Genomic DNA, 22756 nt, shown 5'->3' on the forward strand with positions numbered 1-22756 from the left:
GATTGTCCGTTCGTTAGACGATGATGGCCCAGGCGCAGAGGATTGCGAGCGAGACCAGGAGAGCGAGCAGATAGGAACCACCGCCCGGAAGAGTTCCGAGGCGGGAATGCGGGTGACGCCGCTGACGACGAAGATCAGCATGCCGAGCGGCGGCGTCAGCCCGTGGATCATCAGGTTGACGACGATGATGACGCCGAACTGGATGGGATCGATGCCGGCGGCGATCGCTGCCGGCAGCAGGATCGGACCGAAGAGCAGGATCGCGGCCCCGATGTCGAGAACGAGACCGACGGCGAGCAGAATGACGTTCGACAAAAGAATGACGGCCAGCGCGCTGCCGCCGAGCGCCGTCGTCAGATGGGCGATCAGCGAAGACACGTCGTCGACCGCCAGCAGGAAGGCGAAAGGGCCGGCCGTGCCGATCAGCAGACCGATCGCCGCCGCTTCGACCGCCGCCTGGCGGAAGATGGCATAGAGCGAGAGGATACCGAGACGGGCGCCGATGCCGAGCAGCAGCGTATAGAAAGCGGCGAGCGCTGCCGCTTCCGTCGTCGTGACGATGCCGATGCGGATGCCGACGACGACAATGACACCCAGCCCGAAGGCCGGGATCGCCTGGACCGCCGATTGCCAGCGCTGCCTCGCGGTTGCGCGCGGCAAGGGCACCTGCTCACGCACGGTCAGATGGATGGCGACCGCCAGGCATATGGCCATCAGCCCGCCGGCGAAAAAGCCGCCGACTAGCAGTGCGCCGACGGAAAGATTGGTCGCCGAGGCGAGGATGAGAAAGGCAATCGACGGCGGGATGATGTTGTCGAGAACCGATGTCGAGGCGATGATCGCCGCAGCCCGCGCCGGGTGATAACCGTGCTTGACCAATTCCGGTTGGAAGGTCGATGCGCCGAAGGCGGCATTTGCGACCGAGGAACCGGAAGCGCCGGAAAAGAGAACGCTGGTCAGAAGCGTGGTCTGCGCCAGTCCGGCCCGGCGATGACCGACCATGGCGGCGGCAAAGCGCACGAGCTGATTGGCGACGCCTGATGCCGTCAGCAGGCCGCCGGCGAGCAGGAAGAAAGGAATGGCGAGCAGCAGGAATTTCGAGATACCGGTGACGGTCGCAGAAACGATCGCCGGCTCGGGCAGGCTGCTGCCGAAGGCGATGGCGGCATAGGCTGCGGCGAGAAAGGCGTGCGGCAGCGGTGCGGCAAGTACCAGGCCGATCGCCGCGATCAATCCGAGGAAGATGCTCGGCGGCCAGTCGAGATCGAGCAAGATATGCGGGATGCCAGCATAGAGCGCGATGCCGAGGGCCAGCGAAAGAGCAACCGGCAGGACCCGGCGGTCGGCGATTCGCTGCAGAAGCAGCACGATGAGGATCAGCGCGCCGCCGGCACCGAGGAAGCTGAAGCGGATCCATTCCGGCAGGCCGAGCGTCGGCGAGACGCCGCCAAGCATCGTCATGATCTCGCGGCCGCCGAAAGCGAGGATCAGCGCCGAAAGCACGGTGAAGACATCGGCGCCGATCCGCGTCAGCTTCTGCAGGCCTTCCGGCAGCATCCTGACGAAAACGTCGAGACGCATGGCAAGGGCGCTATTGAGGCTGAGCGGCGCGCCGAGCGCGACCAGCGCCACATTCAGCCAGATGCCGAAATCCTCGGCGCCGATGAAGCCGGTACCGAAGAAATAGCGCAGGCAGACAGTGACTAGCACCATGACGAGCAGCACGGCGAGAACGAGCGCTGCGGCAACGCCGAGAACGGCCTCAATTACCCGCAGTGCCCGCGCCGCAAGCCCGTCATCCCTTGCCCGTTGGATCGGATGAAATTCGCTGGTGGCCAATAAAACCTGCCTTCTGCCCCGAGGATCAGGCGCTGCCGACACTCGAAAAGATCGAGGTCGAAAGCGCCACGCCTTTTCGCCCAAACGGAGCGCTTCCTCAAGCGTCAATGGGGCTGGAAAAGTTCGCTGTCGATATCGGCCTCGCGCTGTAGAGACGCCTGAAAGTGCGGCAGTATGGTCAATTTTTAAGCACGATAGCTTCTGCACATTTATGAGGCGCAAACCTTGCCAAAATTGCTGCGCTGCGTCATAAATATAATCATGAAGCATCTCGATCTGACGATTCTGGTGATCGACGAAAATGCCATCCGCGCCTCCATCATTGAAGAAGGGCTGCGCGAGGCAGGGCATGCGCGCGTCACCGTCGTGCATGAGGTCAACGGCATCGCGCGAACGATCGAAACGCTGATGCCCGATGTGATCATCATCGATATCGAGAACCCCAACCGCGATATGATGGAGCATCTGTTCCAGCTGACTCGTACAGTCAGCCGTCCGATCGCCATGTTCGTCGATCGCTCCGACACGGCCTCCATCGAGGCTGCGGTCGATGCCGGCGTCTCGGCCTATATCGTCGACGGATTGAAGAAGGAACGCGTCAAACCTATCCTCGACATGGCCGTCAGCCGCTTTAATGCCTTTAGCCGGCTGCGGCGGGAGCTTGCCGATGCCCGCTCGGCGCTGGAGGAACGCAAGCTTATCGAGCGCGCCAAGGGCATCTTGATGAAAATGCGCGGACTGTCCGAGGAAGAGGCCTTCGCCCTGTTGCGCCAGACGGCGATGAACGAAAAGAAGAAGATGTCGGAAATCGCCCAGAGCGTTGTCACCGCCGCGGGACTTTTGATGTGATCGCGGGGCTCCTCAATTTCCGGAGGAAACCGGAGTGGATATGATGACGAACACCGCCAGTTCCAGCGGAGGGCTGCCCTCGCCCGCGCATGTCAACAGTGAAGGGCCGAAGGTGCTACGGGCCGGTTATATTCCGCTCGTCGATGCATCGGTACTGATAGCGGCGGCGGAATTCGGCTTCGCGCAGAAGGAAGGCTTGACGCTCGATCTCGTCAAGGATGTCTCCTGGGCGAATGTGCGCGACCGCCTAGCATTCCGCCAGTTCGACATCGCCCATATGCTGTCGCCGATGCCGGTCGCCTCCATGCTCGGTCTCGGCTCCAATCCCTCGCCGACGATCACACCGTTTTCCCTTGGGCGCGGTGGCAATGCGATCACGCTGTCGACGCGGCTCTTCGACAGGATGCGGGATGACGCCCGATTGCCGGAGATGGCAAGCGCGCTGGATAACGCCCATGCCCTGGCCCAAACGATCGCGGCGATAAAGGCGCGCGGCGCGCCGCTGCCGACGTTCGGGGTTACCTATCCCTTCTCCTCCCACAATTACGAATTTCGCTACTGGCTAGCGGCCGGCGGCATCGATCCCGACAGGGACGTCAAGCTCGTCGTCGTGCCGCCGCCGCTCACCTCGGACGCACTGGCAGCCGGCGCGATAGATGGCTTCTGCGTCGGCGCGCCGTGGAACATGGTCGCCTCGGAGCGCGGTGTCGGCCGCATCGTCGCCGCCAAACAGGACATCTGGCCCTCGGCCCCGGAGAAGGTGATCGGTATGCGGCCGGATTGGGCGGAGAGCCATCCGGAGACCGTTTCCCGGCTGATCGTGGCGCTCGACGCGGCAGCCCGTTGGTGCGACATGCCGGACAATCACGACGCGTTGGCGGCGGTCCTCGCCGATCCGCGCTATATCGCCGCCCCTGTCGGCATCATTCGCCGCGTTCTCGCCGGCGAATTCAACCTCGATGCGAAGGGCAACCGGCGCATTATCGCCGATTATTTCCAGTTTCATTCCGGCTTCGCCAATTACCCGAGACCAAGCCATGCGCTGTGGATCTACAGCCAGATGATCCGCTGGGGACAGGCCGAGACCAGCCTCAACAAGGCGCGGGCCGCCGCCTCCGCCTACCGTCCCGATCTCTATCGCAGAGCGCTCGGCGACGCCAATGCACCTGATGACGCCGACATCCGCATCGAGGGCAATGATGAAGGCGATTGCTTCATGGACGGCCACGTCTTCGATCCGGCGGAACTGCCGGACTATGTTGCGAGCTTTGCCGTCAAAAGCGCCCTGCCCTTCGCCTCCCACAGCGATGAGACCTGATCCATGCCGACCTGCACAAAACGCCAGCAATGTTCGATGCCCACCATCACCGCAACGCACAAAAGATTTGCACGTTTTTTGGCAGCCGCAAAAACGTACAGACGACCAGTTTTTAGAAATTCCATTTCTATTCAGTCACTTAAAGAAACAACACTAAACTGGCACGCAGTTTGCAAGGATACTGGTGCACAGATCAATGGCGATCAGCGCAGTATGAGGGCGCAATAGTCGCTCCGAGAAGACCATGAATTCGGCGTCCAACGGCGGGCGCCACCAGCAAAGCCGCTGATCAGGATATTTCGCGCGCCTCGTGCATGCGCAGCCTGACCAGCGGCTTTTTGTTTTTAACCCCCCAGCAATGGATCGGCACGACCTTGTCGCGCTACGGAGAAGCCATGTCTGTCATCGAGAAAGCGCAGCCCATGTCCGCCGGCGAACCAGCCAAAGCATTGTGGATTTCCACGGTCGCCTTCACGCTCTGTTTCGCCGTCTGGACGATCTTTGCGATCATCGGCATCCGCATCAAACAGGACCTCGGCTTGAACGAGGCGGAGTTCGGATTGCTGATCGGCACCCCTGTTCTGACCGGTTCGCTTGTGCGCATCGTCCTCGGCATCTGGACGGGACGTTACGGCGGCCGTCTCGTTTACACCCTCACCATGCTTGCCGCCGCGGTGGCGACCTTCCTGCTCTCCTACGCCCAGACTTATACGCAGATGCTGATCGCCGGCCTCGGCGTCGGGCTTGCCGGCGGCTCCTTCGCGGTCGGCGTTGCCTATGTCTCGCCTTTCTTCCCGGCGGAAAAGCAGGGCACGGCGCTCGGCATCTTCGGCGCCGGCAATGTCGGCGCGGCTGTGACCAAATTCGCTGCTCCCTTCGTGCTGCTCGCTTGGGGCTGGCAGGCGGTTGCCGAGATCTGGGCCGTCTGTCTGGCGCTGATGGCCATCGTCTTCTGGTTCACCACGTCAGATGATCCGGCCTTTCGTCTTCGCCGCGAGCGCGGCGTCGCCTCCAAGAGCCTCGCTCAGGAATTCGCGCCGCTGCAGAACGTCCAGGTCTGGCGTTTCTCGCTCTACTATTTCTTCGCCTTCGGGGGCTTCGTAGCCCTGTCCTTGTGGCTGCCGCGCTATCTGGTCGGCGTCTACGGCTTCAACCTGGAAACTGCCGGCATGATTGCGGCCGCCTACTCCATCCCGGGCAGCATCTTCCGCGCTTTCGGCGGCGTGCTGTCGGACAAGAAGGGGGCGCGCAGCGTGATGTATGCGATGTTGGCCGTCTCGGCCGTAGCCACTCTCATCCTGTCGCTGCCGGCTACGACCATCACGCCTGTTATCTTCATCGTCGTCATCTTCGTGCTCGGCTTCTTCATGAGCCTCGGCAAGGCCGCCGTCTACAAGCACATTCCGGCCTATTACCCTGAAAGCGTCGGCGCCGTCGGCGGCATCGTCGGGATGATGGGCGGTCTCGGCGGCTTCATCCTTCCGATCGCCTTCGGCCTCCTCAAGGACATGACCGGCCTTTGGTCCAGCTGCTTCCTGCTGCTCTTCGCAATCGTCGCGATCTCGCTCGTCTGGATGCACCTGTCCGTCAAGCAATTGTCGCGCCAGGGGGCCTCGGCGCCCGTGGCTGCAACCTGATCTAAGGACTAGGAAACATGACAGAAAAACTCGTCATCATCGGCAATGGCATGGCGCCCGGGCGCATGCTGGAGCACCTCCTCGAACGGGCGCCCGGACGCTATGAAGTTACGATCTTCAATGCCGAGCCGCGCGTCAATTACGACCGCATCATGCTGTCGCCGGTTCTCTCGGGAGAAAAGGACTACGAGCAGATCATCATTCACGGTGACGGCTGGTACATCAAGCACGGCATCATGCTCTACAAGGGCCACAAGATCGTCAACATCGACCGCGATGCCAAGACGGTCACCTCTGACCACGGCGTAACCGAAAGCTACGACAAGCTGGTGATCGCCACCGGCTCCGTGCCCTTCATCATCCCGGTTCCCGGCAAGGATCTGCCCGGCGTCATTACCTATCGCGATCTCGACGACGTGCAGGCCATGCTGCTTGCCGCCCAGTCGCGCGAAAAGGCGGTCGTCATCGGCGGCGGTCTTTTGGGCCTCGAAGCGGCAGCTGGCCTCGCCCAGCGCGGCATGGACGTCACCGTCCTGCACGTCATGCCGACGCTGATGGAGCGCCAGCTCGATCCCGCCGCCGGCTATCTGTTACAGAAGGCGGTCGAGGAACGCGGCATCAAGGTCATCTGCAAGGCCAATACCAAGGCGATCATCGGCAATGGCAAGGTCGAAGGCATCGAACTCGACGACGGCCGCATCATCCCGGCAACCCTCGTCGTCATGGCCGTCGGCATTCGTCCGAGTGTCGGCCTGGCGAAGGACGCCGGCCTTGCGGTCAATCGCGGCATCGTCGTCGATGCCGGCATGCAGACTTCGGATGGCGATATCTTTGCGCTCGGCGAATGCGCCGAGGTGGGCGGCATGGTCTACGGCCTCGTCGCCCCGCTTTACGAGATGGCCCGCATTGCCGCAGCACATCTCTCGGACGACCATTCGCCGGCTTTCGTGCATGCGGACACGCCGACCAAGCTGAAGGTCACCGGCATCGAACTCTATTCGCTCGGTGATTTCGCCGATGGTGACGACCGCGAGGAGATCGTGCTGCGCGATGCCAGCGCCGGCGTCTACAAGCGCCTGGTGCTGAAGGACAACAAGATTATCGGCACCGTGCTTTACGGCGAGACCGCCGACGGCGCCTGGTTCAACGATCTGAAGAAGAAGGCGACCGATATTTCGGAGATGCGCGAGACGCTGATCTTCGGTCAGGCCTATCAGGGAGGGTCGCCGCTGGACCCTATGGCGGCCGTTGCAGCCTTGCCGGATGACGCGGAGATTTGTGGCTGCAACGGCGTATGCAAGGGCAAGATTACCTCGACGATCACCAGCAAAGGGCTGACGTCGCTCGACGACGTGCGTGCTCATACCAAGGCATCCGCCTCTTGCGGCTCCTGCACCGGCCTCGTCGAACAACTGATGGCGCTGACGCTTGGCGACGGCTACAATCCGGCCGCCGTGCAGCCGATGTGCACCTGCACCGAACTCGGCCATGACGATGTTCGCCGCCTGATCAAGGCGAAAGGCCTGAAGAGCATTCCTGCCGTCATGCAGGAACTGGAATGGAAGACCTCCTGCGGCTGCGCCAAGTGTCGGCCGGCGCTCAATTATTACCTCGTCTGCGATTGGCCGGACGAATATGCCGACGACTACCAGTCGCGCTTCATCAACGAGCGCGTCCACGCCAACATCCAGAAGGACGGCACCTATTCCGTCGTTCCCCGCATGTGGGGCGGCGTCACCAATGCGAACGAGCTGCGCGCCATCGCCGATGTCGTCGACAAGTTCGAGATTCCGATGGTCAAGGTCACGGGCGGCCAGCGCATCGATCTGCTCGGCATCGAGAAGGAAGATCTGCCCGCCGTCTGGGCCGATCTCGGCAAGGCCGGCTTCGTCTCCGGCCAAGCCTATGCCAAGGGCCTGCGTACAGTGAAGACCTGCGTCGGTTCGGACTGGTGTCGCTTCGGCACCCAGGACTTCACCGGTCTCGGCATCCGCATCGAGAAATTCATGTGGGGCTCGTGGACGCCGGCCAAGCTGAAAATGGCCGTGTCCGGCTGCCCGCGCAATTGCGCCGAAGCAACCTGCAAGGATATCGGCGTGATCTGCGTGGATTCCGGTTTCGAGATCCATTTCGCTGGCGCAGCCGGTCTCGACATCAAGGGCACCGAGGTGCTCGGCCTGGTGAAGACCGAGGACGAGGCGCTGGAGCATATCGTGGCGCTGACGCAGATGTACCGCGAGCAGGCCCGCTATCTCGAGCGCATCTACAAATGGGCCAAACGCATCGGCCTGGATGAAATCCGCCGCCAGATCATGGACGATGCCGAAAAGCGCAAGGCCTATTACGACCGCTTTGTCTTCTCCCAGAAATTTGCCCAGGTCGATCCCTGGTCGGAGCGTGTTTCCGGCAAGGACAAGCACGAATTCAAGCCGATGGCGACGATCGGCTATCCGCAGGCAGCCGAATAAGGAGATGGACATGAACTGGATCGCAATCGGTGACATCTCCGATATTCCCCTGCGCGGCGCGCGCTGCGTGAAGACGCCGCAGGGCAAGATCGCCGTCTTCCGCACGGCCGAAAACGAGGTCTTCGCCATCGAGGATCACTGCCCGCACAAGGGCGGCCCGCTCTCCCAGGGCATCGTGCATGCCAAGGCGGTCACCTGCCCGCTGCACAATTGGGTGATCTCTCTGGAAACTGGCAAGGCGCTCGGCGCCGACCAGGGCGAGGTGCGGACCCTACCGGTCCGCAATGAGGACGGCGCCCTGTTCATCGCGCTGGAAAGCCTGTTGATGGCGGCTGAATAATGGCGGCTGAGGTCAAGACCACCTGCCCCTATTGCGGCGTCGGCTGCGGCGTCATCGCCACGGTCGACGAGGCCGGCGCCGTCACCGTCAAAGGAGATCCCGAGCATCCGTCGAATTTCGGCCGGCTGTGCTCGAAGGGTTCGGCGCTTGCCGAAACCATCGATCTCGACGGCCGGCTGCTTTACCCCGAAATCGCAGGCGCGCGCAGCGGCTGGGACGAGGCGCTCGATCTGGTTGCCCGGCGTTTTTCCGATACGATCGCCGAATACGGGCCCGATTCCGTCGCCTTCTATGTCTCCGGCCAGTTGCTGACCGAAGATTACTACCTCGCCAACAAGCTGATGAAGGGTTTCATCGGCTCGGCCAATATCGACACCAATTCCAGGCTCTGCATGTCCTCATCCGTGGCCGGGCATCGCCGCGCCTTCGGCGCCGATACCGTGCCTGGGACCTATGAAGATATCGAACTTGCGGATCTGGTGGTGCTCACCGGCTCCAACCTCGCCTGGTGTCATCCCGTCATCTACCAGCGGCTGGCCGCCGCAAAAGCGGCGCGGCCCAACATGCGCATCGTCGTCATCGATCCGCGCCGGACGATGACGTGCGATATCGCCGACCTGCATCTGGCCATCCGTCCGGACGGCGATGTCGCGCTGTTCATGGGACTGCTTGCCCACCTCGCGACAAGCCCTGCGATTGACCAGAATTATATCGCCTCCCATACGGAAGGCTTCGCCAGCGCCTTTGCTTCAGCCGCAGCACTCGATATCAACGATCTGCTGGAACGAACCGGCCTGCCGGCCATGCAGATCCGGGAATTCTTCCGCCTTTTCGAAACGACGTCGAAGGTTGTGACCTGCTACAGCCAGGGCGTCAACCAATCCTCGTCCGGCACCGACAAGGTCAATGCCATCCTCAACTGCCATCTGGCGACCGGCCGCGTCGGCCGCCCCGGCATGGGCCCCTTCTCGCTGACCGGCCAGCCGAACGCTATGGGGGGCGCGAAGTCGGCGGTCTCGCCAACATGCTTGCCGCCCATATGGCGATCGAAAATCCTGAAGACCGCGACCGCGTTCAGCGTTTTTGGGAATCGCCAGTAATCGCCGCCAAGCCCGGCCTGAAGGCGGTCGACATGTTCCGCGCGGTGGCCGACGGGCGCATCAAGGCGCTCTGGATCATGGCCACCAATCCTGTTGTCTCGATGCCGGACGCCGATAGCGTCGAAAGCGCGATCGCCGCCTGTCCCTTCGTCGTCGTCTCCGACATTCTGAGAGAGACGGATACGGCCCGGCACGCGCAGGTGCTTCTGCCCTCGCTCGGCTGGGGCGAGAAGGACGGCACCGTCACCAATTCCGAACGGCGCATTTCCAGACAGCGGCCGTTTCTCGACATGCCCGGTGATGCCAAGGCCGACTGGTGGCAGCTTGCGGAAGTCGGACGCCGCATGGGATTTGCCGCCGCCTTCGATTTCGACGCACCGGCCGAGATTTTCGCCGAACACGCCGCCCTGTCCGCCTTCGAAAACAACGGCAGCCGCGACTTCGACATCGGCGCCCGCGCCGGTATCTCGGGCAACGCTTACGAGGAGCTGTCGCCCTTCCAGTGGCCGCAGGCGGCAGGGACAGAACCCGGCATCACCCGCTTCTTCGCCGATGGCGGTTTCTACCATGCCGACGGCAAGGCGCGCTTCGTCGCGGTGGAACCGCCGGCAACGGATCGCACCAATGCCGACTTCCCCTTCACGCTGAATACCGGGCGCATCCGCGACCAGTGGCACACGATGACGCGAACCGGAAAGAGCGCCCGGCTGTCCGCCCATATCGCCGAACCCTTTGCCGAGATCCATCCGCGCGACGCGATCGAGACCGGCATATCGAGCGCCGGCCTCGTCGAGATCGACAGCCCCCACGGCAAGGCGATCGTCCGGGCGCTGGTGACCGATCGCCAGGCCCGCGGCGGCATTTTCGCGCCGATGCACTGGAACGACCAGTTCGCGGCAAAAGCGCGGATCGACGCCGTGGTCGCGCCGATCACCGATCCCTTTTCCGGCCAGCCGGCGTCGAAGAACGTCGCTGTCGCCGTCCGGCCCTTCCCCGCCAGCCATTACGGTTTCGCCGTCTCGGCGACAAAACCCGTAACACCTGACGCGGCCTATTGGGCGCTGGCGAAAGCCGAGGGCGGCTGGCGGCTGGAGCTTGCCTTCGACCGGACCGTCGAAGACTGGACGGCCTGGTGCCGGGCGGTTTTCGCCATTCCTGATGAGATCGAACCGCTGGGTTATGCCGACCGGCAAACCGGCGACCTCCGGCTCGCCTTCTTCGATGGCGAGACGCTGCTCGCCGCATTGTTCCTTGCTCGCGAGCCGGTCGCCGTGGCGCGCAACTGGGCGATCTCGCAGCTCTCCGCCGCACATGATGATCTGAGGAAACGTTTTGCACTCGTGGCAGGCCGTCCCGGCGCCGGCAGGCCGGATCCGGGAGCCACCGTCTGCTCCTGCTTCAGCGTCGGGGTCAACCAGATCGCCGCCGCCGTGCGCGGCGGATGCCACAGCGTCGAGGCGGTCGGCAAGGAAACGAGTGCCGGAACCAATTGCGGCTCGTGCCGCGGCGAAATCGGCAGGATCATCGATCGCTGTCTTGCCGCCGCCGCGGAGTGAGAGGCCGGAAACGCGGCTGATGTCAGGCCGCGTTCGGCACGATAAACATCTTGTGGTCAGCTGAGATGCAGACCGAGATCTCGTCATAGGATGCGAAGGTCGGGTGCGGCGTTTCCATCTTGTCATGATGGGTTGCCGTGACGACCATGACATCGGCGCCCGCCGCCTCGCCGGCAGTAATGCCGGCGGCGACATCCTCGAACACCAGGCAGTCCTGGGTGCTGACGCCGAGGCGTTCGGCGCCGAGAATATAACATTGCGGATCGGGTTTTCCGACCTTCACATCCTCAGCCGTCACCATGAATTTCGGCAGCGACAGGCCCGCCGCCTCCAGCCGCCGGTGGGCAAGACGCAAGGGCGAAGAGGTGACGATCGCCCAGCGATCCGGCGGCAGCGAGCTCAGGAATGCCGCGGCACCCGAAATGGCAACGACATCGCCGACATCGGCGATCTCGGCCTCGGTCACCAGCCTGGCTTCATGTTCGGGATCGACGCCCGGCAGGTTCAGCCGGGCGATCGTGTCGACGCCGCGCGATCCATGCATCTTCGGCAGAAAGTCGGCGACATCGAGCCCCTGACGCCTTGCCCAGTCGCTCCAGACACGTTCGGCAGCACGGATGGAATTGAGGATGGTGCCGTCCATATCGAACAGGAAGGCGGCATAAGGCTTCTCGAAGCCGCGGGGCATCGGTTGGGACAAAAGGCTGAATCCTTCAGGAAAAGAGTCGGACGGTGGTCGCTATCGCCCGATGAAGCGGCAAATCATCGCCTTTTGCAAGCTTTCGCCGGGACAGGTCAGCTATACCAGGCGGCAAGCCCTGCCTGCACGCATCAACGCAGCAGCTTCAGCGAGCCAGTCAGCGAACGGATCCACTTCGTCGGGCCGGCGAGCCCGATGCCGTCGATGATTTCCGAGGAGAGGTCGCGCGCTGGTATCGAAGCCTCATAATCGGCATAGACATGCAGGGCGCGGGCAAAACGCGGGAATGGCACGACCAGTGCGCCATCGGGCGCCGGCAACGCCTTGTGCAACAGCGATCTCAGATCGGCGGCCGCCGCCTGCAGCACCGGGACCGGCTTGTTGGCACTGACATGAAATATCCGGCCGGTCAGGTCGGTCAATTGCGCGCCGGCAAGCGCCGGCGCCGCAGCGCCGAGGCCGATCGACAGCACTGCGATTGTATTGGCGAGTTCGCCGGTCGGCAGCGCCGGCTCGACAATCACTGCGACACGCCAATCCTCACCCGTCATCCCTCATTCTCCACGCTTGGTTCGGTTTTCCCAACCTATCGTAAGGCATAGAAATATCCTGCCTATTCCTGTCGCGACCCGGGCGATTTTGGTAGGATCTTCCTATCTATCGATGAAGCTAGAAAGGATTTACCGATCATGGAATTCGAGCCGGGAGATATCCGAATTTTGAAGGCGCTCCAGAGCGAGGGACGGCTGACGAACCAGGAACTTGCGGAACGCGTGGGGATGTCGACCTCGCCCTGCTGGCGCAGAGTAAAACGGCTTGAAGAGGCCGGTGTCATCCGCAGCTATCAGGCTCTCGTCGATCGTCGCGCCGTCGGCCTCGGCGTCCTCGCCTTCGTGCGTGTGCAGATCGACACGCATTCCCATGACGAGGCCCAGCGCTTCGAGCGCGAGGTCGGCGAACTGGAGGCGGTCATCGCCTGCTATTCCGTTGCCGGTGAGGCCGATTTCCTGCTGCAGGTGGTCGCTGCCGATCTCGACAATTATGCCGAATTCGCCATGACGGTGATCCGTCGCCTGCCCGGCATCAAGGAGATGCATACGATGTTCGTGCTGAAGGACATCAAGGCATCGACGATCCTGCCCGTGCAGCTATCGAGCGCCAGCCGTTAGCGGTGAAGCGCAGAGATCGTCGCCAAAACCGCTACACAGTTTTGCTGGAATTGCTCTAAAAGGCTGTGCTGCTGGTGGCAATCAAATTGCAGGAGAGGCGCAGGCCAATCGGGTCATGGCAGGGCTGTTCGGCGCTGGCGGCAAGTTCCGGCCCGGCCCGCGCGTCGGCGCGCAGATAGGCCTGTGTCGTCGGATCGATACGCGTCGGAATGGCAGTCCACAACGAGGGGCGGCCGACGTCGATCGCTGATATGCCGGCCTTCTCGCGGCCCATGGCAGAGGACGCGATTGCCATGCCACTGGCCGTCAGGGCGAGTGCAAGGGCAATCTGCAGACCGAGATCTGCGGCCTCGCGCGGGGAAACGAACATTGCGGCCTCATGCTGCGGATTGGCGTTTCGTCATGCACTAAGGCAGGTGGCAGAGGCGATCCAGCAGCTTCCGCCGTTAAGGTTTATGCGTAACCATGCAAGGCCTGCGTGCAGATTTTTCGCAATTTTCGGAACAATGATTCCGGCAGGCGGTTACCCCAGGGTCATCCAAGATGAAAATCAAAGGAGGATATCCTCATGAACAAATCCCTTATCGCCGCTTCGCTGCTTGCGATCGGCATGGCATCGTCAGCCTTTGCCCAGTCGAATCCCGATCCGATCGGGCCGACCAACGGCGGCTCGACCGATCCGAGTTCGGGTAGCTATTCATCCGATTACACCAACAGTAACAACGGCATGTATCCGGTGCGCGTCGCGCCGGTTGATCCGATGACAACACAGAGCATCGGCCAGCCGCAAACGATGGAATGCGCCGGCATGCCGCAGCAGAGGTCGGGCGTCGATACACGCGGCGGCGAAAGCGGCGCCTCGATCAGCGAAGCCTGCCGCGAATACGACAACTGACAGGCACTTTCGCTCCCTACATGTCGCGCGAACGCGCGCCACATTTGGAAAAGGCCGGTTCACGCCGGCCTTTTTCATGTCGTCGCCACCACGATGAAAAGCTTTCCCTCCGATGAAACTTTTGATCCGAGCGTTCCGTACATCCGTAGCAGGGTGCAAAGACAAGAGCAGGGAATGGCTTCATTGGCAAAGGACGCGATAAAACCTGTCATTTTATGGTTTCGCAGGGATTTGCGCCTTGACGACAATCAGGCGCTGAATGCCGCCCATCTCTCCGGGCGACCGATCATCCCCCTTTATATCAACGAGCCGGCGTCAGCCGGCACGGGTCCGCTCGGCGCTGCGCAGGCCTGGTGGCTGCATCATTCGCTGGAAGCGCTTGATAGATCATTGCACGAGCGGCAGGGCAGGCTGGTGCTTGCCAGCGGAGAAGCGCTGGAGGTGCTCCGCGCCGTCATCAAAAAGAGCGGTGCCAAAGCCGTTTTCTGGAACCGGCGATACGATCCCTCGGGCATTTCGGTCGACACCCACATCAAGCAGGAATTGGAAAAACAGGCGATCGAGGCGAGAAGTTTCGGCGGCCAGCTGCTGCACGAACCGTCCAGGCTGATGACCGGCAGTGGCACGCCCTATCGGGTCTATACGCCGTTCTGGCGCGCGCTGGAGGGTGCGGGCGAAGCCGAGCCGCCGCTAGAGGCGCCGGCGAAGCTGCGGCTGGCATCGCAGCGTCCGGCATCGGAAACATTGAAGAGCTGGAAACTGCTGCCGACAAAGCCGGACTGGGCGAAGGACTTTACCGATCTCTGGACGCCGGGCGAGCAAGGCGCAAGAGAGAGGCTCAGCGCCTTCGTCGAGGAAGAACTCAAGGGCTACAAGGAAAACCGCGACTATCCTGCGAAACCGGCGACCTCGATGCTGTCGCCGCATCTGGCGCTCGGCGAAATCTCCCCTGCCCGCATCTGGGATGCTACGCGCGGTCTGTCGAACCGGGTGCCGGCGGCCGACATCGTGCATTTCCGCAAGGAGATCGCCTGGCGGGAATTCTCCTACCACCTGCTTTTCCATTTCCCGCGTCTTGCCTCGGAGAACTGGAACGATCGTTTCGACGGCTTCAAATGGCGCTACGACGACGGCGATTTCGAGGCGTGGCGCCGTGGCATGACCGGCTACCCGATCGTCGATGCCGGCATGCGCCAGCTCTGGCGTCACGGCTGGATGCACAATCGGGTGCGCATGATCGTCGCCTCCTTTCTCATCAAGGATCTGATGATCGACTGGCGCGACGGCGAGGCCTGGTTCCGCGATACGCTGGTCGATGCCGATCCCGCCAACAACGCGGCAAGCTGGCAATGGGTGGCGGGCTCGGGAGCCGACGCTTCACCCTTCTTCCGCATCTTCAATCCGATGCTGCAGGGCGAGACTTTCGATCCCGACGGCGACTATGTCAGAGCTCATGTGCCGGAACTTCAACGGCTCGGGGTAAAATACATTCACCGGCCGTTCGAGGCGCCGAAGAGCGCGCTCGACGAGGCCGGCATCATCCTCGGGCAGACCTATCCGAAACCGATCGTCGACCATGCCAGCGCCCGCGACCGAGCGCTCGCCGCTTACAAAGCCACAAAGGACGCCGCATGAACGCGCATTTCCGCCCCGCCTCGCGCCGGCTGAAGATCGCCGTCATCGGCTCCGGCATCTCCGGCGCCTCGGCGGCCTGGGCGCTCGACCCCGTGCACGACGTAACGCTCTACGAGAGCCAGGCGCGGGCGGGCGGCCATACGGCGACGGTCGACGTCGATTATGACGGTGTTCGGATTGCGGTCGATACCGGCTTCATCGTCTATAACGAACCGAATTATCCGAACCTGACGGCCCTCTTTGCCGAACTCGGCATCGCCACCCATGCAAGCGACATGAGTTTTTCGCTCTCGCTCGACCGCGGCAGGCTGGAATGGAGCGGCGGCGGGCTGTCCTCGATCTTCGCGCAGAAGCGCAACCTGCTGCGGCCGTCGTTCCTGTGGATGATCCGCGAGATCCTGCGCTTCAACCGCACCTGCCTCGAAGACCGGGCCGCCGGTCACCTCGCCTCGCGCTCGATCGGCAATTATCTCGACTGGCGCGGCTTCTCGCCCGGCTTTACCAACAATTATCTCGTGCCGATGGCGGCGGCGATCTGGTCGACACCGTCGGCCCGCATGCTGCAGTTCCCGGCCGAATATTTCGTCAATTTCTTCGACAATCACCGGCTGATCTATCACCGCCAGCACCAATGGCGGACGGTGACCGGCGGCAGCCGCAGCTATCTCGACCGGCTGCTGCAGCCGCTCGGCGGACGGGTGAAACTGTCCTGCGGCATACGCGGGGTGATCCGTTCGGAGAACGGCGTCACGCTTATCGACGAGACCGGCAGCCAGCGTGCCTTCGACAAGGTGATCCTTGCCTGCCACAGCGATCAGACGGCACGCCTGCTCATCGATGCCACCGACCGGGAACGGCTGCTGCTTGCCGCCATTCCCTACCAGCCGAACCGCGTCGTCCTGCACCGCGACCAAAGGCTGATGCCGCAGCGGCGCAAGGTCTGGGCCTCGTGGAACTATCTGCGCTCCAGCCGGGAGGATGGCAAGGCGGGTGTCGCCGTCACCTATTGGATGAACCGGCTGCAGGGCATCGACGATGGTTTGCCGTTGTTCGTCACGCTCAATCCCGACCGCGAGCCGGATCCCCGCATGGTATTTGCGGAATTCACCTATGAGCATCCGCAATTTTCGGCTGATGCCATGGCGGCGCAGCGGGCGCTCGCCGCCATCCAGGGTGAGAACCATTGCCATTTCGCCGGCGCCTGGATGGGATATGGATTTCATGAGGATGGCCTGGTTTCCGGCCTGGCGGCAGCCGAGGCGCTGGGTGGCATCATTCCCTGGCGAACGGCGCGAAGCCGGCAACCGCAACCGGATGCAGCGGCATGAGCGGACGAGGCAAAAAGCGCGGCGTCAGCATGAGCGGCAACGGCGCTGCGCCGGATGCGGCGGCCGCGCTCTATGTCGGCGACATCATGCATCAACGCCTGAAACCCTTCGGTCATCGTTTCCGCTACCGCGTCTTCTCCCTGCTCGTCGATCTCGATCGGCTTGAAGCAGCCGATCGGCTGTCGGCGCTGTTTTCCGTCAACGGTCGCAATCTCGTCTCGTTTCATGAAAATGACCATGCCGACACGGCGAACACGCCGCTGCGCGCCTATGCCGACCGGCTGCTCGCTGAGGCCGGGCTCGATCGCGCGGCAAGGATATTGCTTGTCTGCTATCCCCGCATTCTCGGCTATGTCTTCAACCCGATCTCCGTCTATCACGCCTATGATGGCGGCGGCGCCCTCGTCGCGATGATCTACGAGGTGCGCAACACTTTCGGCGAGCGACACAGTTACGTCTGTCCCCTCAGTGATGGTGAAATGTCGGACGGCGGGCTCCGTCAGAGCTGCGACAAGCTCTTCCACGTCTCGCCCTTCATCGGCATAGCGGCGCGCTATCACTTCCGCATGCTGCCGCCTGGCGCGGAAATCCGCTGGCGCATCCTCGAAACCGACGGCGAAGGGCCGCTGCTTGCGGCGACATTCTCAGGACGGCGGCTGCAGTTGACAAGCGCCGCGCTGCTTCGGCTGACGGCGCTCATCCCTTTCCTCCCCTTCAAGATCGTGGCCGGCATCCATTGGGAAGCGCTGAAACTGTGGCTGAAGGGCGCGCGTTATATCAGCCGTCCGGCGCCTCCGCCTGCCGTCAGCATTCACCGGCCCCGGCCGCTTGCGGACACCGCGGAATGACCTTGCAGCGCCGGGCGTTCCGACACGACGCGCAAAAGCGCTGCAGCGCTTTGAACGGCTGCATAATTTTTCCTTAATTCGATTTCCGATTGAGGAAATTATGCAGTAGCCTTGCCGAATAATGGCCGGAGGCCGCCCGAACATCGTCACGGATGTATCGTCGTCCCTAACCGGCAAGAAAATGCTGGAGGAGGAAAGATGAGCAAGGCGCAGGATTGGAATGTACTGGCCCGTGACGCGGTGACGCTGACGGCCGAAAATATATCCCGTCTGGTGAAGGGGCTGCCGTTCAAGGCGAAGCTGGCGCTGCGCGGACTTCTGCGCATGCAGCACGGCTCGCTTGCAGTCACCCTGCCCGACGGCCGCAGGCTGCTGATCGAGGGCAAGCAGGCCGGGCCGAAGGCGGCTCTCAGCCTCAACAACTGGAACCTTGCCTATCGGGCCCTGACGAGTGGCACGATCGGGGTTGCCGAAACCTATATGGACGGCGACTGGGACAGCCCCGACATCGCCGCCTTCCTCGAACTTTTCCTCGTCAACGGCGAAGCCGTCTACAGCTATGCCAATGGCAAGGGCGGCATTGGCCGCCTCGTCGAGCGCGTCCGCCATTGGATGAACACCAATACCAAGACGGGATCGAAGCGTAACATTTCCGCCCATTACGATCTCGGCAACGATTTCTACAGGCAGTGGCTCGATCCGAGCATGACCTATTCCTCCGCGCTCTATTCGACAGGGGCCAACGACCTGCAATCGGCGCAGAATGCCAAATACCGCGCGCTTGCCGAGGCGACCGGCATCAGGCCCGGCGATCACGTGCTGGAGATCGGCTGCGGCTGGGGCGGGTTTGCCGAATTTGCAGCAGGCGAACTGAACTGCAAGGTGACCGGGCTGACGATCAGCCGCGAGCAGTTGGCCTTTGCCGAGGAGCGCATCCGCAAGGCCGGTCTCGGCGACCGTGTCGAATTCCGTTTCCAGGATTACCGCGACGAGACCGGGCTTTACGACCGGATCGTCTCGATCGAGATGTTCGAAGCGGTCGGCGAGAAATACTGGCCGTCCTATTTCTCCAAGCTCCGGCAATGTCTGAAGCCGGGCGGCAAGGCCGGCCTGCAGATCATCACGATCCGGCCGGAGGCCTTCGACCAGTATCGCAGCAACCCCGACTTCATACAGAAATATGTCTTTCCCGGCGGCATGCTGCCGACGCGCAACCATCTGGCGGAACTTGCCGGCAAGGTCGACTTGTCACTGGTCAGGGACTTCGGCTTCGGGCTCGACTATGCCCGCACGCTTGCCGAATGGCGCGAACGCTTCTGGTCGGTCTGGGAGCGCATCCGCCCGATGGGCTTCGACGAGCGTTTCAAGCGGCTCTGGGAATTCTATCTGTTCTATTGCGAGGCCGGCTTCCGCGCCCGCAATATCGATGTGCGCCAAGTGGTGTTCTCGCGCAGCTGATCATTCCGCCGGATGCGGTGTCGCCGGATGGTGACCAGCCGATGACGGCCGCTCGCGCCAGCCGGTCACGCGGTTCACCAGCATGAAATAGACGCTGTAGGGAAGCATGCGCGCAAGCTTCAGCATCATGGTGAAGCGCCTGGGGAAGGAGATCTCGAAGGCCTGCGATTTCAGCCCGGCGGCAATCTGCCGGGCGGCTTCGTCGGTCGACACCAGGGACGGCATGGGAAAGGCGTTCTTCCGCGTCGCCGGTGTGTCGACGAAGCCCGGGCAGATGAGCTGGATGCGGATGCCCATCTTGTCGAGATCGAATTTCAGGCTTTCGGCCATATTGATCAGCGCCGCTTTGGTGGCACCGTAGGCAGCGCCCGTCGGCAGGCCGCCATAGCCGGTGACGGAGGAGACGATGGCGATCTGTCCCTGCCCTTTCGCCTTCATATGGCGGACTGCCGGCAACAGACAGTTGACGACGCCGGAGAGATTGACGGCGAAGCTCTTTTCGAAATCGGCGCGGTTCAGGTCCTCAGCATGAACAGGCAGATAGACGCCGGCATTGAGGATCGCCATGCCGAGCGTGCCGTGCTCATATTCGATGGAGGCCATGATATGCTCCATGTCCTCGGCATCGGTGACGTCGCCATCGAGAACGACGATGCTGCCCGCAAGGCCGCTGGCCTCGGCCTGCAGTTCGACCAGCTTTTCATGGCTTCGGGCGGTGACGGCGACCTTGTATCCTTCGTCGGCAAGCTTCAGTGCAAGCGCGCGGCCGATGCCGGAACTCGCACCCGAGATCCAGACGAGTCCATCTTCGGGACGGGCGGTGAAATCACGCATGACATGTTCCTCCGGTTCTGCCTGACCAACCGAAAACAGGTCCGGAAAGTTCCCTTCTCTTCCCGGATTTACGGCTCTATCACACCATTGTGGCTGCTTTCAGCCGATCAGGTCGCCGATCATCTGACGAAGGGATCCGGTGAGCTTCACCGGCCCGTCCGAAACGGCAAAGGCGATGCAGGGCCTATCCTTTTCGGCGACCGGCCGATGGTCGACCGTCTCGTCGGCAATGGAGATGTCGCCGGGGCCGAAACGGCCGCGTTCATCGTTGAAGGCGCCGTCTGAGGATGAGGATCAGTTCCATGCCTTTGTGGGTGTGCGCCGGCAAAGCGCGGCCCGGGCGGATCCACATCAGGTTGACCTCGCAGCCGTCGAATTCGAGGGAATATTCCTTGAAACCCGGCAACCGCTTGCGCCACGGCACGTCCTCGACCTCGAAGCCGACGAAATCGCGCAGCGCTTGTGGAAAGAGCGCATTTTCCGGCCGTTTGGCCGCCTGCTGCGCTGCGACCGGAGCGGCAGAGGAAAAGATTGCCTGAAGCTGCCGGTCGCGGTCGGCAATGGCGGTTTCACCAGCGCTTTCCAGCGCCTCCCCAGCCAGCAATTCGAGGCTGTCCACCAGGCTGTGATTGTCGGGCTTCATTTCGAGATGGGATCGTACCAGCACCCGCGCCGGCTCGGGCAAGGAACCGGCGACATAATGCGCCATCAATGCATCGATCGTGTCGATCTGCTCGTGAATCATACCGGTTTCGGTCACGCCCTGTTGCCGCGCTCCGTTTTCGCTTTGTCGTCATCCGTACGGGGAAAGTCAATCTTCGGATCACCCCACGCATGGCGGGATTGCGGGCCATTCATCATTTCGGGGGAGGAAGGCCAAATTTTATCGTGCCCGACAGGGGCGTGGAATAGCATTTCTTGCCAACGCAGCCTTGTGAAGGGAAAAGACCGTTCCTAAAGTAAGAGTTCGAATAGAGGCAGATTCCATGACCTTCCACCCTTCCGTCCTCGAAGCCATCGGCAATACGCCCCTGATCAAACTCAAGGGCGCGTCGGTGGCGACCGGCTGCACCATTCTCGGCAAGGCGGAGTTCCTGAACCCCGGCCAGTCAGTGAAGGATCGTGCCGCGCTCTACATCATCCGCGACGCGGAACGGAAAGGGTTGCTTCGGCCCGGCGGCCTCATCGTCGAAGGCACGGCCGGCAATACCGGCATCGGGCTGACGCTGGTCGCCAAGGCGCTCGGCTACCGCACCGTCATCGTCATTCCGGAAACGCAGAGCCAGGAAAAGAAGGATGCGCTGAAACTGCTCGGCGCTGAACTCGTCGAAGTGCCCGCCGTTCCCTACAAGAACCCGAACAACTACGTGAAGGTCTCGGGGCGGCTCGCCGAGCAGCTGGCGAAAACAGAGCCGAACGGGGCGATCTGGGCGAACCAATTCGACAATGTCGCCAACCGCCAGGCGCATATCGAAACCACCGCTCGGGAAATCTGGAACGATACCGACGGCAAGGTCGACGGCTTCATCTGCTCCGTTGGTTCCGGCGGCACGCTGGCCGGCGTCGCTGCCGGCCTCAAGGCTTTCAATGCGGACGTCAAGATCGGCATTGCCGATCCCGACGGCGCTGCTCTTTATGAGTTCTATCAGAACGGTGCGCTGAAATCCGAGGGCTCTTCGATCACCGAGGGCATCGGCCAGGGCCGCATCACCGCCAATCTCGAAGGCTTCACGCCTGATTTCTCTTATCGGGTCTCCGATGCCGAAGCGCTGCCCTATCTCTTCGACCTCGTCGAAAACGAAGGCCTGTGCCTCGGTGGCTCGACGGCGATCAACATTGCCGGCGCGGTCAAGCTCGCCCGGGATCTCGGACCCGGCCACACGGTGGTGACGATCCTCTGCGACTACGGCAACCGCTACCAGTCGAAGCTCTTCAATCCGGATTTCCTGACCTCGAAGGGACTGCCCGTTCCGGGCTGGATGGCCAACTCGCCCGATATAAACGTTCCCTACGAGCCCGCGTGAGACCCCATGCCCGTCAATGCCCTCTATCGTGACGACTTCTATCTCTCGACATGCGAGGCGGTCGTCACCGCCGTCCACGAAGACGGGGGCATCGAACTCGACCAGACCTGCTTCTATGCGACATCAGGCGGCCAGCCGGGTGATACGGGCGAGCTTGAACGCGCCGACGGCACCAAGATCGTGTTGGGCCAGACGAAGCACGGCCCGAGCAAGGACATCGTCATCCACGTGCCGCTCGAAAACGAGCCGAGGCCTCTGGTTGGCGAGACGCTGGCGCTGCACGTCGACTGGCAGCGCCGTTACAGGCTGATGCGCATGCACACGGCCTGCCATCTGCTGTCCGTCGTCTGCTCGTATCCGATCACCGGCGCTGCCGTCGGCGAGGAGGAAAGCCGTGTCGACTTCGACATGGCCGAGACGATCGACAAGGACGAAGTGACGGCCAAGCTGATGGAACTGGTCGGCGAGAACCATCCGGTCTATCTGCAATGGATTACCGACGAGGAGCTTGCAGCCACTCCCGACATCGTCAAATCGAAGAATGTGCGCCCGCCGATCGGGCTCGGGCGCGTCAGCCTCGTCTGCATCGGCGAGAACTCCTCGATTGACAGCCAGCCCTGCGGCGGCACACATGTTTCGGAAACACAGGAAGTCGGCCAGATCCATATCGCCAAGATCGAAAAGAAGGGCAAAGAAAATCGGCGCTTCCGCATCCGATTCGGCACGCCCGGCGACGAAGCCTGACCATCAAGGGAGAG

General features: G+C 62.3%; 17 protein-coding genes and 3 pseudogenes. 14 read left to right on the forward strand and 6 right to left on the reverse strand.

Going from position 1 to position 22756, the window contains the following annotated elements; translation table 11 throughout:
• Nucleotides 1-13: 13 nt before the first annotated feature.
• Nucleotides 14-1839, reverse strand: a pseudogene (locus tag MF410_RS09600) (TRAP transporter large permease subunit).
• A gap of 261 nt (nucleotides 1840-2100) precedes the next feature.
• Here MF410_RS09600 and MF410_RS09605 point away from each other — a divergent pair.
• The 6 genes and pseudogenes from MF410_RS09605 (at nucleotide 2101) to MF410_RS09630 (ending at nucleotide 11107) form a co-directional block, all read left to right on the forward strand.
• Nucleotides 2101-2688 carry an ANTAR domain-containing response regulator gene (locus MF410_RS09605; RefSeq protein WP_037073146.1) on the forward strand — a complete coding sequence of 196 codons (588 nt, stop codon included), beginning with the start codon at nucleotides 2101-2103 and terminating at the stop codon, nucleotides 2686-2688.
• 34 nt (nucleotides 2689-2722) lie between these two features.
• A complete protein-coding gene (locus MF410_RS09610) occupies nucleotides 2723-4006 on the forward strand; it encodes a CmpA/NrtA family ABC transporter substrate-binding protein (protein ID WP_179867101.1) in 1284 nt (427 codons plus the stop codon).
• A 395-nt stretch (nucleotides 4007-4401) separates the two neighbouring features.
• Nucleotides 4402-5643: a nitrate/nitrite transporter gene (locus MF410_RS09615; protein ID WP_097625257.1), complete on the forward strand. Its 1242-nt coding sequence runs from the start codon at nucleotides 4402-4404 to the stop codon at nucleotides 5641-5643.
• Nucleotides 5644-5660: 17 nt separating this feature from the next.
• Nucleotides 5661-8111, forward strand: coding sequence for a nitrite reductase large subunit NirB (gene nirB, locus MF410_RS09620; protein ID WP_239620338.1), 2451 nt, complete (start codon nucleotides 5661-5663; stop codon nucleotides 8109-8111).
• Between the two features lie 4 nt (nucleotides 8112-8115).
• Complete coding sequence (gene nirD, locus MF410_RS09625) at nucleotides 8116-8451, forward strand: nitrite reductase small subunit NirD (protein WP_097625255.1); 336 nt, start codon at nucleotides 8116-8118, stop codon at nucleotides 8449-8451.
• Nucleotides 8451-11107, forward strand: a pseudogene (locus MF410_RS09630) (nitrate reductase). Before nirD ends, MF410_RS09630 begins: the two are co-directional and overlap by 1 nt.
• Nucleotides 11108-11129: 22 nt before the next feature.
• On the opposite strand, the gene MF410_RS09635 reads toward MF410_RS09630, so the two are convergent.
• Together MF410_RS09635 and MF410_RS09640 are read right to left on the reverse strand one after the other, a co-directional pair.
• A complete protein-coding gene (locus MF410_RS09635; protein ID WP_097625253.1) occupies nucleotides 11130-11807 on the reverse strand; it encodes an HAD family hydrolase in 678 nt (225 codons plus the stop codon).
• Between the two features lie 131 nt (nucleotides 11808-11938).
• Nucleotides 11939-12358 (reverse strand): DUF2000 domain-containing protein, encoded by a 420-nt coding sequence (locus MF410_RS09640; protein ID WP_097625252.1) that lies wholly within the window; start codon nucleotides 12356-12358, stop codon nucleotides 11939-11941.
• A 138-nt stretch (nucleotides 12359-12496) separates the two neighbouring features.
• On the opposite strand from MF410_RS09640, the gene MF410_RS09645 reads away from it, so the two are divergent.
• Complete coding sequence (locus tag MF410_RS09645) at nucleotides 12497-12976, forward strand: Lrp/AsnC family transcriptional regulator (protein ID WP_097625251.1); 480 nt, start codon at nucleotides 12497-12499, stop codon at nucleotides 12974-12976.
• A gap of 55 nt (nucleotides 12977-13031) precedes the next feature.
• Here the strand turns inward: MF410_RS09645 and MF410_RS09650 are convergent, their stop codons facing one another.
• Entirely contained in the window at nucleotides 13032-13346 is a 315-nt protein-coding gene (locus MF410_RS09650; RefSeq protein WP_097625250.1) for a hypothetical protein, read from the reverse strand.
• 198 nt (nucleotides 13347-13544) lie between these two features.
• Between MF410_RS09650 and MF410_RS09655 the strand changes: the two genes are divergently transcribed.
• From MF410_RS09655 to MF410_RS09675, 5 genes are all read left to right on the forward strand, one after another.
• Nucleotides 13545-13871, forward strand: coding sequence for a hypothetical protein (locus MF410_RS09655; protein ID WP_097625249.1), 327 nt, complete (start codon nucleotides 13545-13547; stop codon nucleotides 13869-13871).
• Nucleotides 13872-14054: 183 nt separating this feature from the next.
• Nucleotides 14055-15506: a deoxyribodipyrimidine photo-lyase gene (locus tag MF410_RS09660; protein ID WP_097625457.1), complete on the forward strand. Its 1452-nt coding sequence runs from the start codon at nucleotides 14055-14057 to the stop codon at nucleotides 15504-15506.
• On the forward strand, nucleotides 15503-16834 hold the full coding sequence (locus MF410_RS09665; protein ID WP_097625248.1) for an FAD-dependent oxidoreductase: 1332 nt from the start codon (nucleotides 15503-15505) through the stop codon (nucleotides 16832-16834). Before MF410_RS09660 ends, MF410_RS09665 begins: the two co-directional genes overlap by 4 nt.
• Nucleotides 16831-17682 carry a DUF1365 domain-containing protein gene (locus tag MF410_RS09670; protein WP_097625247.1) on the forward strand — a complete coding sequence of 284 codons (852 nt, stop codon included), beginning with the start codon at nucleotides 16831-16833 and terminating at the stop codon, nucleotides 17680-17682. The genes MF410_RS09665 and MF410_RS09670 overlap by 4 nt, the downstream gene beginning before the upstream one ends.
• 198 nt (nucleotides 17683-17880) lie before the next feature.
• Complete coding sequence (locus MF410_RS09675; protein ID WP_003587031.1) at nucleotides 17881-19140, forward strand: cyclopropane-fatty-acyl-phospholipid synthase family protein; 1260 nt, start codon at nucleotides 17881-17883, stop codon at nucleotides 19138-19140.
• Here MF410_RS09675 and MF410_RS09680 read toward each other — a convergent pair whose 3' ends face one another.
• Complete coding sequence (locus MF410_RS09680; RefSeq protein WP_097625246.1) at nucleotides 19141-19974, reverse strand: SDR family NAD(P)-dependent oxidoreductase; 834 nt, start codon at nucleotides 19972-19974, stop codon at nucleotides 19141-19143.
• Between the two features lie 99 nt (nucleotides 19975-20073).
• Nucleotides 20074-20734, reverse strand: a pseudogene (locus MF410_RS09685) (ChrR family anti-sigma-E factor).
• A gap of 226 nt (nucleotides 20735-20960) precedes the next feature.
• On the opposite strand from MF410_RS09685, the gene MF410_RS09690 reads away from it, so the two are divergent.
• Both MF410_RS09690 and MF410_RS09695 read left to right on the forward strand, forming a co-directional pair.
• Nucleotides 20961-21998, forward strand: a complete 1038-nt coding sequence (locus MF410_RS09690) for a cysteine synthase A (RefSeq protein WP_097625244.1) — start codon at nucleotides 20961-20963, stop codon at nucleotides 21996-21998.
• Between the two features lie 6 nt (nucleotides 21999-22004).
• Nucleotides 22005-22742: an alanyl-tRNA editing protein gene (locus tag MF410_RS09695; RefSeq protein ID WP_239620341.1), complete on the forward strand. Its 738-nt coding sequence runs from the start codon at nucleotides 22005-22007 to the stop codon at nucleotides 22740-22742.
• Nucleotides 22743-22756 lie beyond the last annotated feature (14 nt).

Origin of the sequence: Rhizobium sp. C104, assembly GCF_022354505.1 — a bacterium.
In the GTDB taxonomy this organism is placed as follows: Bacteria; Pseudomonadota; Alphaproteobacteria; order Rhizobiales; family Rhizobiaceae; genus Rhizobium; species Rhizobium redzepovicii.

Excerpts from the sequence above, each read along its gene's own strand:
- MF410_RS09670 (WP_097625247.1), top strand. The coding sequence starts at position 16,831 with ATGAGCGGACGAGGCAAAAAGCGCGGCGTCAGCATGAGCGGCAACGGC.
- MF410_RS09645 (WP_097625251.1), top strand. The coding sequence starts at position 12,497 with ATGGAATTCGAGCCGGGAGATATCCGAATTTTGAAGGCGCTCCAGAGC.
- MF410_RS09675 (WP_003587031.1), top strand. The coding sequence starts at position 17,881 with ATGAGCAAGGCGCAGGATTGGAATGTACTGGCCCGTGACGCGGTGACG.
- MF410_RS09665 (WP_097625248.1), top strand. The coding sequence starts at position 15,503 with ATGAACGCGCATTTCCGCCCCGCCTCGCGCCGGCTGAAGATCGCCGTC.
- MF410_RS09695 (WP_239620341.1), top strand. The coding sequence starts at position 22,005 with ATGCCCGTCAATGCCCTCTATCGTGACGACTTCTATCTCTCGACATGC.
- MF410_RS09605 (WP_037073146.1), top strand. The coding sequence starts at position 2,101 with ATGAAGCATCTCGATCTGACGATTCTGGTGATCGACGAAAATGCCATC.
- MF410_RS09680 (WP_097625246.1), bottom strand. The coding sequence starts at position 19,974 with ATGCGTGATTTCACCGCCCGTCCCGAAGATGGACTCGTCTGGATCTCG.
- MF410_RS09690 (WP_097625244.1), top strand. The coding sequence starts at position 20,961 with ATGACCTTCCACCCTTCCGTCCTCGAAGCCATCGGCAATACGCCCCTG.
- MF410_RS09640 (WP_097625252.1), bottom strand. The coding sequence starts at position 12,358 with ATGACGGGTGAGGATTGGCGTGTCGCAGTGATTGTCGAGCCGGCGCTG.
- MF410_RS09650 (WP_097625250.1), bottom strand. The coding sequence starts at position 13,346 with ATGTTCGTTTCCCCGCGCGAGGCCGCAGATCTCGGTCTGCAGATTGCC.
- nirD (WP_097625255.1), top strand. The coding sequence starts at position 8,116 with ATGGACATGAACTGGATCGCAATCGGTGACATCTCCGATATTCCCCTG.
- MF410_RS09615 (WP_097625257.1), top strand. The coding sequence starts at position 4,402 with ATGTCTGTCATCGAGAAAGCGCAGCCCATGTCCGCCGGCGAACCAGCC.
- MF410_RS09655 (WP_097625249.1), top strand. The coding sequence starts at position 13,545 with ATGAACAAATCCCTTATCGCCGCTTCGCTGCTTGCGATCGGCATGGCA.
- nirB (WP_239620338.1), top strand. The coding sequence starts at position 5,661 with ATGACAGAAAAACTCGTCATCATCGGCAATGGCATGGCGCCCGGGCGC.